Origin of the sequence: Arthrobacter sp. 7Tela_A1 (assembly GCF_049311065.1) — a bacterium.
Lineage (GTDB): Bacteria > Actinomycetota > Actinomycetes > Actinomycetales > Micrococcaceae > Arthrobacter_B.
The window spans coordinates 21,817-32,803 of the sequence record NZ_JAXIOO010000036.1; the positions used below are offsets into that span (position 1 = coordinate 21,817).

10 protein-coding genes are annotated in these 10,987 nt (G+C 66.6%); 6 read left to right on the forward strand and 4 right to left on the reverse strand.

Features of this window, described 5'->3' with window-relative positions; translation table 11 throughout:
• Nucleotides 1-46: 46 nt before the first annotated feature.
• The 4 genes from TVB01_RS13505 to mftR form a co-directional block, all read right to left on the reverse strand.
• Nucleotides 47-3,049, reverse strand: a complete 3,003-nt coding sequence (locus TVB01_RS13505; protein WP_422456436.1) for a glycoside hydrolase family 3 protein — start codon at nt 3,047-3,049, stop codon at nt 47-49.
• Between the two features lie 357 nt (nt 3,050-3,406).
• Entirely contained in the window at nt 3,407-4,030 is a 624-nt protein-coding gene (locus TVB01_RS13510) for a phosphatidic acid phosphatase (protein WP_422456437.1), read from the reverse strand.
• Nucleotides 4,031-4,098: 68 nt separating this feature from the next.
• The gene (locus TVB01_RS13515; RefSeq protein WP_422456438.1) at nt 4,099-5,769 is read right to left on the reverse strand and encodes a GMC family oxidoreductase; all 1,671 of its coding nucleotides are present in this window, start codon (nt 5,767-5,769) and stop codon (nt 4,099-4,101) included.
• A 37-nt stretch (nt 5,770-5,806) separates the two neighbouring features.
• A complete protein-coding gene (gene mftR, locus TVB01_RS13520; RefSeq protein ID WP_422456439.1) occupies nt 5,807-6,427 on the reverse strand; it encodes a mycofactocin system transcriptional regulator in 621 nt (206 codons plus the stop codon).
• Nucleotides 6,428-6,519: 92 nt separating this feature from the next.
• Between mftR and mftA the strand changes: the two genes are divergently transcribed.
• The 6 genes from mftA (at nt 6,520) to TVB01_RS13550 (ending at nt 10,855) form a co-directional block, all read left to right on the forward strand.
• Nucleotides 6,520-6,654, forward strand: coding sequence for a mycofactocin precursor MftA (gene mftA, locus TVB01_RS13525; RefSeq protein WP_422456440.1), 135 nt, complete (start codon nt 6,520-6,522; stop codon nt 6,652-6,654).
• Between the two features lie 11 nt (nt 6,655-6,665).
• A complete protein-coding gene (mftB, locus tag TVB01_RS13530) occupies nt 6,666-6,941 on the forward strand; it encodes a mycofactocin biosynthesis chaperone MftB (RefSeq protein ID WP_422456441.1) in 276 nt (91 codons plus the stop codon).
• A complete protein-coding gene (gene mftC / locus TVB01_RS13535) occupies nt 6,938-8,209 on the forward strand; it encodes a mycofactocin radical SAM maturase (RefSeq protein ID WP_422456442.1) in 1,272 nt (423 codons plus the stop codon). The genes mftB and mftC overlap by 4 nt, the downstream gene beginning before the upstream one ends.
• A gap of 54 nt (nt 8,210-8,263) precedes the next feature.
• Entirely contained in the window at nt 8,264-9,076 is an 813-nt protein-coding gene (locus TVB01_RS13540; RefSeq protein WP_422456443.1) for a mycofactocin-coupled SDR family oxidoreductase, read from the forward strand.
• A 27-nt stretch (nt 9,077-9,103) separates the two neighbouring features.
• Entirely contained in the window at nt 9,104-9,934 is an 831-nt protein-coding gene (locus TVB01_RS13545; RefSeq protein ID WP_422456444.1) for a mycofactocin-coupled SDR family oxidoreductase, read from the forward strand.
• 87 nt (nt 9,935-10,021) lie between these two features.
• Nucleotides 10,022-10,855 (forward strand): mycofactocin-coupled SDR family oxidoreductase, encoded by an 834-nt coding sequence (locus tag TVB01_RS13550; protein ID WP_422456445.1) that lies wholly within the window; start codon nt 10,022-10,024, stop codon nt 10,853-10,855.
• Nucleotides 10,856-10,987 lie beyond the last annotated feature (132 nt).

Here is a 10,987-nt window from a genome sequence, read left to right on the forward strand (position 1 = left end):
AAGAGGCCATTGGTGCCCGGGCCTTTGCGCGTCGGCTGGTTAGCCGCTAGCCGCGGCCGTGACGGTAGGAAGCCCCGTGCTGGCGGCCGCCGTCGTCCCGCTGTCCCCAGCGGTCCTTGGTGCCCCAGTGCCCGCGGTCCCGGTCCCAGTTCCCGTAACCGGCCCGGTCACCGTGGCCGTGCCCCTTGCCGTGTCCGTGACCGTGGCTGTGGTCGTGCTTGCCGTGGTCGGGGCGTCCGCAGCCGATGGTGATGCTGCCTTCGAGCCGGATGTCCGCCACAGAACTGCCCACGTAGATCGGTACGGTGCCGGTGGGAGTCACCCAGCCGCCGGTTTCCACGTCCCAGTACTGCAGCGAGCGCGGATCCAGCTTGATCTCCAGCCGGCCCCGCTCCCCCGGTTCCAGGGTGATGCTGCCGTAGCCTGCCAATTGCTTCGGCGGGGTCGGGGCGTCACCGGGCAGCGGACCGACATAAACCTGGACCGTTTCCCGCCCGGCGGCGTTTCCGGTGTTGCGCACCTTCAGCGAGACGGAGGCTTTCGGCTCCTCGGCGTCGGGATTCACCCGCTGGGTGGTGTGCAGCCGTCCGTAATCGAACTCGGTGTAGGAAAGTCCGTGGCCGAACGGGAACAGCGGCACGGCATCCGCTGCGAGGTAGGCCTTGTAGCCCACGAACACGCCCTCGGTGTACTCCGCCACCGGATCCACGATCGAGATCAGGTCGAACGGATTCGGCGGACCCACCGTGACCGCCTGCTCGTCGCTGACCGGGAACGTGACCGGCAGCTTCCCGGAGGGGTTGATGTCCCCGAAGAGCAGCCCGGCCACCGTGATGCCCTGGCTCTGTCCGGGGTACCAGGTTTCCAGTACCGCCGGAACCTGGTCGATCCACGGCATGGTCACGGGACCGCTGGTCGCCAGCACCACAATGGTGTTCGGGTTGACGGCGGTGACGGCGCTGATCAGCCGGTCCTGGTCCTGCGGCAGGGTCAGCGAGCCGCGGTCGGCAGCTTCACCGGTGTAGTCGCGTGCCACCACGACGGCGACGGCGGAGTTCGCTGCCAGTTCCACGGCTTCCGCCATGTCCGGTGCCAGCACGTCCTCCGGCGGGGTCCAGCCGAAGCGGATCATGGCTCCGGGCTGGTCATTCAGGCCGCCGTTGAACTGGTTCGGCGCATCGGTGGTGTAGTCGATGCGCACGGCCACACTCTGTCCCTCGGTGAGGTCCAGTGTGATGTCCTGCGTCTGAAGGGTCGGTGCCGGGTTGGTGAGAACCTGCTCGTCATCCAGGAACAGCTGCGCGGCACCCAGGTTGGTCAGCGAGAAGGTGTACGACGCCGTGGCCGGGGCCGTGATTGTTCCGGTCCAGCGAGCGGACATCGGCTGGGAGGCCAGGGCCGGGCCGATGCCGGGCACCTGGGAGGTGTTGATGGTGTCGTTGGAGATGCCGGTCCGCAGGTTGACCTGCTCCTCGGTGCGGGCCAGTTCCGGCTCGCCCTCGAAGTTGTTCAGCCCCAGCCGGTATTCGGCGTTGACGTTGGTGAGCACTCCGCTGGGAACCGGCGGCGGGCCCGGAATGGTATCGGCGAGGGACACCGGATCGGTACCCGCGGCGGTTGCCACCGTGCCTCCTGCCCGGGCGGTGATGCCGTCCAGGATGGTGGTCAGCCGTGCCGGGTTGGGAATGGCACCGCTGCCGCCGCCGTCGATGTACCAGTCGACGTCCGCGCCGATCAGCCCGATGCTGGGCACCGCGTCATCCAGCGGCAGGGCGCCGTCGTTCTTCAGCAGCACTGCCGCCTGGGCGGCGACCTGCTCGGCGACTCCGGCATGCTGGTCCAGCAGCGTGTCCGGAATCGGCGGTTCGGCCGGCTGCGGGTTCTCGAACGATCCCGGCGGCGGGTTGTCCACGATCCCGAACTGGAACATGGTCAGCGCAACCCGGCGTGCGGCGTCGGTGATCCGTTCCTCCGGGACGGTGCCGGCGAGCACGGCCTGCAGCAGGTTGTTCCCGGAGAATTCGTCGCCCGGGCCGGAGACGTCCAAGCCGGCGGCGTAGTCGGCGAAGCTGTGCGCGGCGTTGAAGTCGGAGGACACAAATCCTTCGAAGCCGAGCTGGCTTTTGAGGATCTGGTTCAGCAGCGTGTCATTGCCGCAGGCGAACTCGCCGTTGACCTTGTTGAAGGAACACATCACGGCTCCGGCATTGCCCTTCTGGACGACGCTGGCCCAGGGCCGGGTGTAGGTTTCCTGCAGGGTCCGCTCATCGACCACAACGTCTACGTGGCCGCGCCGGGTTTCGAAGTTGTTCAGGTTGTAGTGCTTGACCAGGGAGGAGACCTGGGCGTCCTGTTCCCCAATGACCTGGTTGGTGGCGGTGTCGCCGCTGAGCAGCGGATCCTCCCCCAGGTCCTCCCACATCCGGCCGTTGTACGGGGTGCGGACCAGGTCCATGGTGGGCCCGGCAATCGCGTTGTAGCCGGTGGTGCGGGCTTCTTCCCCGGAAACGTGGCCGTAGGCCTGGGCCAGTCTGGGATTGAAGGTGGAGGCAAGTCCGACGCCGACCGGAAGCGCCGTCGTCGGCGTCGATTCCAGGGCCAGCCCGCAGCAGCCGTCCTTGCTGCGGATGGGCGGGATGCCCAGTTCCGGCAGGCCAGGCCCGCCGCTTTGGATCAGCAGCGTGACTTTCTGCTCCAGCGTCATGGCTGCGACCAGCAGGTCTGCCCGTTCTGCGGGCGGCAGGCCGGGATCCAGCCAGGGACGGTCCGGATCCTGCGGCGGAGCCGGTGCGTCGGCGGGCGCGGGTGCCTCGGCGTGTACCTCGCCGGGGAGCTGGGCGCCCGGGGCCGGGTCCGCCGGTACGTCCTGGGCGTTCGCGGCGGGCAGGAAACTGCCGGTGGCGAGTACTGCTCCGGCCAGGACAGCGACCGTTCTTCTGATGAGCGGGTGTCTTGTGAAGATCCGGGCCGGCTGCGTTCGGTCCGCGTGCCTTCGCTTGCTGTGGCGTCGATGCAGGGGTGGGGAGCTGTTTGTCTCTTTTTCTTCCATGGTGGTTCCCTCATACGGGCCGCGTTCACCCCCTGGGCGCGGCGGCTACCGCTGGATGCCCGCGTAACGTGCGTGCGGGTGATGCACGGCGGGCGCCCGGCCCTTTTCCAGGCCCTGCCTTCCCCCAGCAGAAGCGGTCCCGCCGCTGACCCGCCGTCCGCAGATTCCGGCGCCGGGGGCACGACGGACGGTAAGAGGCAGCCATTGGGTGGTCAACCGAGGTTTGCGGCGCAGGGGTCCCGGGGAACGGATTGGTCAGAAAGCAGCAAAGCACTGCCCAAGGCAGAGGTACCGTACCCGTATCAGGGCAGACGTACCGCGTTTCAGGGCAGCAGCCGTTTTAGGGCAGCAGCCGTTTTAGGGCAGCAGCAGCGCGGCTGCGAACGCCGCGCACCCGGCCAGGTGCCCGGCCATCACCTGGGTAGGAGTGTGATCGCCGAGCTTCACCCGGGACCATCCGGTGACGGAGGCCAGCATCAGTGCCAGAGCGGGTCCAACAACGGGGACGGGAGCCAGCAGCGCGAGGCCGATGTACGCCGCCACCGCGGAATGGACCGACAGCTTCCACACCAGGTTCGCTGCCATGCACAGCACCAGCCCAATGAACACGCCGCCGATTTCGCCAAACAGGACGGCCGGGGCGTCCAGCAGGATCAGCACCAGCACGCCGATCCCCAAAGACAGTGCCGTCGCCGCCAGGATCGGAGCCCGCTGGGAGCGCACGCCAATATGGTGGTCGGTGACCGAACCCCGCCGTTTCAGCCACAGGATCCCAAGGAACGGCAGGCCGACCGTGAAGCCTGCCGCCACGATGCCCTGCAGCCAGGTCACCCCCGGGCTGAGCAGCGGCTGGAGCAGCAGGAGCATCCCCACCAGGACGGCCGGGGCAGAGACTTCCGTGACGATGCGCGCGAGCTGGAAGGACCGGGCCGCGGGGGCCGGAATGGACTGGACGGCGGTGGGCTGCTGGGTTTCTGGCATCAGCCGATCATACGGTGGTTGCCACGAACCCCAGCTGCCCAGGGCCGTCGGCGGCGATGCCGACGGCGCTAAGCAGCCGGGCGGCCGTCCGGCCGGCGGGTTCCGGCACGGAAGTGATGGGCTGCAAATTCCCCGATCATCACGGCCGTAGCGGCCGGTCCGCGCAGCGTCACGGAAGGAAGGACCGAGCAATCCGCTACGCGCAGCCCCTGGACCCCGTGTACCCGCCCGTACGGATCAACGACGGCCTCCGGATTCTCCGCAGGCCCCATCTTCGCCGTTCCGCTCAGGTGCAGGGCCGTCCCGAGCCGGGATTGGACCCAGTCGTCAAGGAGGCTGTCATCAGCCAGGATGTCGGCGGAAGGCTCCGAGATTCCGCGGCTCAGAGGACGAAAAGCCGCCGATGACAGCAGTGCCGCGGCAGTTCTTACGGCCAGCCGCATCCGTTCCCTGTCCTCAGCCGTAGAGAGGTAGTGGTAATCCAGGCGGGGCGGTTCGTTCGGATCGGCAGACTGCAGGGTCAGCTGCCCCCGGGCGGTCTCCGACTGCAGCGCCACCAGGAACTCAAGCTCGTCCTGGTGCCGCCAGTCCTGCAGCAGCCGTCTGACGGGGATGGACCGCAGTGCCCCGAAGGTCCGCAGGGGATGCCGGAGGGCAGGACGGATTCCCAGGCTCATGGACTGCTCAGATCCGGAGAGCAGATAGCCCGTGGGCTTGAGCAGCGGCAGGATCTCCAGATCTCCCCAGGCCGCGCCGCCGGGCAGTCCGGAGGAAAAGTTGAGGCAGCTCTCCATGGCTCTGGGCAGGGAGTTATCCACCACTCCGCGCCGCGGGCGCCACCGCACGGAGACCTCCGGATGGTCCGTGAAGTTGCGTCCGACGCCGGGACTGTGGATCAAGGGAGCAATCCCGTGTGCCGCGAGTTCTTTCCGCGGGCCGATCCCGGACAGCAGGAGCAGATGGGCCGTCTTGATGGCCCCGGTGCAGAGAATGATCTCAGGGCTCCTCAGGACCGAAACCCTGCCGTCTCGTTCCACCTCCACGCCGGTGGCACGGGTGCCTTCGAAGAGGACCCTGCGGACCAGGGTCCCGCCCAGAACTGTGAGGTTCTCCCTGCCTGCCGCGGGTTCCAGGTACGCCAGGGCGGTATTCAACCGCACGCCGCCGGCAACGTTCATGGGCAGGGGCCCGACGCCGGGGAGCTGGCCGCCGTTTTTATCCGGCTCCTCCGGGAACCCAAGTTGATGCGCGGCTTCGCGGAAGGCGCGGGTGATTTTATGGTCCTGCGGCGGACGGTCGATAGTCATCGGGCCGTCGCTTCCGTGGCCCGGCAGGTCACCGAACTGCCGGTCCGTTTCGAGCCGCGCGTAGAAGGCCCCCACACTTGAGGCGGACCAGTCCGGGCCTCCCGCGGCTTCCCAGCTGGCGAAGTCTTCTTGGCGGGCCCGGACGAAGTAGCCCCCGTTCACTGCCGTTGATCCGCCGGCCGTTTTGCCCCGCGCAATGGCGTATGACAGTGCGGGTGTGAGCTGCCCGGGGAAGGACCAGTTGTTGGGGTGTCCCGGCATCGCAGCCTGGATGGTTCCGGCATCGAGGAGTTCCGGCGGGTACTGGTCCCGCGAGGCGTAGGCGGGTCCGGCTTCGAGCAGCAGGACCCGCCTGCCGGGGTCCTCGGAGAGACGGGCAGCCAGCGGCGCTCCGCTGCCGCCGGCGCCCACTATGATGCAGTCCGCTTCCATCGTTCCCCTGCCTGTTCGCCCGTTTTGTTCCGGCAGCCTAGGGCAGAGCAACCGGCTCGTCGAGCACACCTTCGACCAGCTTCAGCGATTGCAGGAGGACCCCGGTCAGGTCTGAGTCCTCCACCTGCAGCCACTGCTCGTACGCGGCCAGACAAAGACCCAGCAGTGCCCAGGCCACAGCCTGCGGCTTCAGGCTCTCCTCGGGGAGCTGCATTCTCCGGGCCACATGCTCAGCGATCACCTGGCGCCAGGCAGCATAGCGGAGCGTCGAATGCGCCAGAAGGGTGGGAACGTGGAGCAGCAGTTCCATCCGCTGGCGGTGGTACGGGACTTCCTCCGGCGGAAGGCGGTTGAATTCGATGACCGCCCGGCACAGTCCCTCTCCCAGGGGCAGCTCATCAGGCAGCTCTGCCAAGAAGCTGCCCATCCGCTCCAGCAAGGCCTCGAAGTCACCCCAGGGCAGGTCGTTCTTCGAGGGAAAGTAACGGAAGAAGGTCCGGCGTCCGATGCCGGCGGCCGCCGCAATGTCGTCAATGGTTACCGGATCGAATCCGCGCTCGTTGAAGAGGACCAGGGCTATGTGGCTGAGCTCGGCCTTTGTTGTGACCGGCTTGCGTCCGGTCCGGCCCGGCGGTTCCTGCCGTCCTGAATTGACCACGGATTACCCTTCCCAATGGCACTGAGTGCCGTTACAGTCCCCGGCACAGAGTATCGCCATCGACGCCGGTTTCTGAGAGAAAGAAGCAACTCATGCCCTCCCATCGCCCTTCTGTTGAAAATTCCACCGCTGTAGACGGCTCCGACGCCGCCGGTCCGGGCCTGGAACCCGCCGAGGACCTCTTGGTGGAGGAAGTCTCCATCGACGGCATGTGCGGCGTCTATTAGGCCCTCCGCCCATGCATACCTTCGATCTCAGCCGCCCTTGGCAGCTGCACCCCCAGGTCGCGGTCCGTCCGGAGCCTTTCGGTGCCCTGCTCTACCACTTCGGCACACGCCGGCTCTCCTTCCTCAAGGACCGCACTTTGCTGGCCTTGGTACAGCAGCTGCAAACGGAACCGTCCGCGCAATCGGCCTGCACCGCCGTCGGGCTTAACGGAGCCGAGCTGCGCCGGTATGAGCAGGCGCTCGGAGCCCTCGCAGCCTCCTCCATGGTCGTAGAGAGGACACCATGACCGTTCTCCCAGCCGCCCGGCCCGGAACCCTGGTCGACCTCTTTGAGTCGGGACTTGACGCTCCTATCTGCCTGACCTGGGAACTGACCTACGCCTGCAACCTTTCCTGCGTCCATTGCCTCTCCAGTTCCGGCCGCAGGGATCCACGCGAACTGAGCACTGAAGAGTGCAAAGCGGTGATTGATGAGCTCGAGCGGATGCAGGTGTTCTACGTGAACATCGGCGGCGGCGAACCCACGGTGCGCCCTGATTTCTGGGAACTCGTGGATTACGCGACCGCCCACCATGTGGGGGTCAAGTTCTCCACCAACGGCGTCAAGATCACCCCCGAAGTTGCCGCGCGGCTCGCGGCCAGCGACTACGTCGACGTACAGATCTCCCTGGACGGCGCCACCGCCGAGGTCAATGACCAGGTCCGCGGACCGGGTTCCTTCGACACCGCGCTGCGGGCTATGCAGAACATGGCCGACGCTGGGTTCTCCGGGTTCAAGATTTCCGTGGTCTGCACGCGGCAGAATATCCCCCAGCTTGATGAGTTCAAGGCGATTGCCGACCGGTACAACGCGCAGCTGCGCCTGACCCGGCTGCGCCCTTCCGGGCGCGGCGCCGATGTCTGGGACGAGCTGCATCCCACAGCCGCCCAGCAGCGGGAGCTGTACGACTGGCTGGTGGCCAACGGGGAAAACGTCCTCACCGGTGACTCGTTCTTCCATCTCTCCGCCTATGGCGGTGCACTGCCGGGACTGAACATGTGCGGTGCCGGCAGGGTGGTTTGCCTGATTGATCCCGTGGGCGATGTGTATGCCTGCCCGTTTGCGATCCACGACTCCTTCCTGGCCGGGAACATCCGCACACCCGGCGGATTCACCCAGGTCTGGCGGCATTCGGAGCTCTTTACGGAGCTGCGCAGCCCGCAGACCGGAGGAGCCTGCGCCTCCTGCAGTTTCTTCGATTCCTGCCGCGGCGGCTGCATGGCGGCCAAGTTCTTCACCGGACTGCCGCTGGACGGGCCGGACCCCGAGTGCGTGCGCGGGCTGGGTGCCGAGGCGCTCGAGGCCAGGGACGCCGCGGAGGTGCCGCGCACCGGCGTCGACCATTCCCACCGGACCTCTCCCCCGCGGCCGCGTCCTGTGCCCGTGACGCTCTCGGTGCGCCGCCCGGAGAAGCCGCCGGTGAGCGCGTGTGCGGAGAACCCGCTCGCCGGATTCGCTCCGGAGGCGGGTTCGCAATCCAACGGCTGCAGCAGCGGAAGCTGCGGCTGCGGCTAACAGAGTTCGGGCCGCAAAGGGCGGTCCACGAAGAAAAGAAAGAAGGTGCACGCAATGGGGCGTGTTGAAGGAAAAGTCGCATTCGTTACGGGTGCGGCCCGCGGCCAGGGCCGCAGCCATGCTCTCCGGTTGGCGCAGGAGGGGGCGGACATCATTGCCGTGGATCTCTGTGACTCCGTCCGGGGTGTCACCTACCCGGGGGCAACGGAGGAGGACCTGGCGCAGACAGTCAAGGAAGTGGAGGCTCTGGACCGGCGGATAGTCTCCGCGAAGGCCGACGTCCGGGACCGGGCGGGGATGAAGCAGGCAATCGATGCAGGTGTCGCGGAACTGGGCCGCCTGGACATCGTGGTGGCCAACGCCGGCATCATGATCATGCGGTCCTGGGAGGACACGCCCCAGGAGGTCTGGGACGACACCATTGCAGTCAACCTCACCGGGGTCTGGAATACGGTGCAGCTTGCGGCTCCGCACCTCGTCGAGGCCGGCGGCGGTTCCGTCATCCTCACCAGTTCGGCGGCTGGATTGAAGGGCCTGCCGATGCTGGCCCCCTATGTCGCGGCGAAGCACGGCGTCGTGGGACTCATGCGGGCCTTCGCCACCGAGCTGGCCGAGCACCACATCCGGGTCAACTCCGTCCATCCCACCGGCGTGCAGACCACCATGACCACCGGCGAGGACCTGCAGCTGTACTCTGCCTGGCTTGAGGCGCACCCGCGCCTCAGCGCCATGTCGACGAACCTGCTGCCGGTGGATATGACCCAGCCGGTGGACATCTCCAACGCGGTTCTCTTCCTGGCCTCTGATGAGGCCAAGTATGTGACCTCACTGGCCATGACGGTCGACGCCGGCGTCACCCAGTACTGATTCACACTCAACCGAGAGGAGCACCACATGGGACGTGTAGAAGGAAAAGTTGCCTTCGTCACCGGAGCTGCCCGCGGTCAGGGCCGCAGCCACGCCATCCGGCTGGCTCAGGAAGGGGCGGACATCATCGCCGTCGATATCTGCACCCAGATGGACACAGTCGGCTATCCGATGGCGACTGCCCAGGACCTGGAACAGACGGTCAAAGACGTCGAAGCACTGGACCGGCGGATCGTTGCCATCGAAGCGGACGTCCGGGACCTGGCTGCGCTCAAGGCCGCGGTGGATGAGGGTGTCGCCGAACTGGGCAGACTGGACATCGTTTGCGGCAACGCCGGAATCGCGGGATTCGGCCGGGCTGAGGAACTCTCCGAAGACGAGTGGCGAGACATGATCGACGTCAACCTCACCGGCGTCTGGCATACCGTCAAAGCGGCCATCCCTCATCTGAAGGCCGGGGGTAACGGCGGGTCCATCATCCTGACCAGTTCCACGGCAGGGCTGATGGGCATCGAGAACTCCGCCCACTACGTCGCTGCGAAGCACGGTGTGGTTGGCCTGATGCGAACGCTCGCCCTCGAATTGGCACCGGACATGATCCGGGTCAACACCGTTCACCCCACGGGCGTGGACACCGACATGATCCAGAACGACGTCATTTACTCGCTGTTCGCACCCGACCTTGACCACCCCACCCGTGAGCAGATCGGGGAACGGTTCCAGGCGCTCAACGTGCTGCCCATCCCGTGGGTGCAGCCGGCGGACATCTCCAACGCGGTGCTGTGGCTTGCTTCCGATGAAGCCCGCTATGTCACCGGAGTGACTCTGCCCATCGACGCCGGTTCCACCGCCAAATAACCAGTGGCACCAAGTGTCCGTCCCGGGTCCGCACCAGCTTCCCGGGACGGACAAACCAATCCTAAAAACCGATGAGAGGAGCACGCCATGGGGCGTGTAGAAGGCAAAGTCGCATTCATTACCGGGGCCGCCCGCGGCCAGGGCCGCTCCCATGCCATCCGCTTGGCGGAAGAGGGCGCGGACATCATTGCGGTGGATATCTGCCGGCAAATCGACACCGTTCCGTTTCCGATGTCCACCCCGGAAGACCTGCAGCAGACCGTCAAGGATGTGGAAGCGTTGGACCGCCGGATCGTCGCCGTGGAAGCGGACGTCCGGGATTACAACGCGTTGAAGGCAGCGGTGGACGAGGGGGTGTCCCAGCTGGGCCGGCTGGACATCGTCAGTGCCAACGCCGGAATTGCCTCGGCGGGCATGCCCACCGAAGACCTCAGCGAAGAAGCCTGGGACGACATGATCGGAACCAACCTCACCGGGGTCTGGCACACCGTCAAAGCCGCGATCCCGCATCTGAAGGCGGGCGGCAACGGCGGGTCGATCATCCTCACCAGCTCAGTCGCAGGGCTCCAGGGCCTCGCAAACATCTCCAGCTACGTCGCGGCCAAACACGGCGTCGTCGGACTGATGCGAACTCTGGCGCTGGAACTGGCAGCGGACATGATCCGTGTGAACTCCATCCATCCGACCACCGTGGGCACTCCAATGGTCCTCAACGAGTCCACTTTCCGGCTGTTCCGGCCGGATTTGGAGCATCCCACGGCTGAGGATGCGTCCGTGGCGTTCAGGACCCTCAACGCCCTGCCACTTGATTGGGTAGAGGCCCGCGACATCAGCAACGCACTTCTCTTTCTCGCTTCCGACGAAGCCCGGTACGTCACGGGAGTCACCCTTCCAGTCGACGCCGGTGCACTCGTCAAATGATCTCTCCGGGCATCAACCAGAAGCATCCGGCATCGGCTATCTCCGCTACCCGGGACCGGATCGCTGCGCACCTCGTCGGCCGCGGGCGCGAGTTGGAACGCACCCGCGCCGCCGGCGCCGCCCGCCGGGGCC

Bases quoted from the DNA above. Each gene is read 5' to 3' on its own strand.
- mftA (WP_422456440.1), top strand. From the start codon at position 6,520: ATGCCCTCCCATCGCCCTTCTGTTGAAAATTCCACCGCTGTAGACGGC.
- TVB01_RS13550 (WP_422456445.1), top strand. From the start codon at position 10,022: ATGGGGCGTGTAGAAGGCAAAGTCGCATTCATTACCGGGGCCGCCCGC.
- TVB01_RS13545 (WP_422456444.1), top strand. From the start codon at position 9,104: ATGGGACGTGTAGAAGGAAAAGTTGCCTTCGTCACCGGAGCTGCCCGC.
- mftC (WP_422456442.1), top strand. From the start codon at position 6,938: ATGACCGTTCTCCCAGCCGCCCGGCCCGGAACCCTGGTCGACCTCTTT.
- TVB01_RS13515 (WP_422456438.1), bottom strand. From the start codon at position 5,769: ATGGAAGCGGACTGCATCATAGTGGGCGCCGGCGGCAGCGGAGCGCCG.
- TVB01_RS13540 (WP_422456443.1), top strand. From the start codon at position 8,264: ATGGGGCGTGTTGAAGGAAAAGTCGCATTCGTTACGGGTGCGGCCCGC.
- TVB01_RS13510 (WP_422456437.1), bottom strand. From the start codon at position 4,030: ATGCCAGAAACCCAGCAGCCCACCGCCGTCCAGTCCATTCCGGCCCCC.
- mftB (WP_422456441.1), top strand. From the start codon at position 6,666: ATGCATACCTTCGATCTCAGCCGCCCTTGGCAGCTGCACCCCCAGGTC.
- TVB01_RS13505 (WP_422456436.1), bottom strand. From the start codon at position 3,049: ATGGAAGAAAAAGAGACAAACAGCTCCCCACCCCTGCATCGACGCCAC.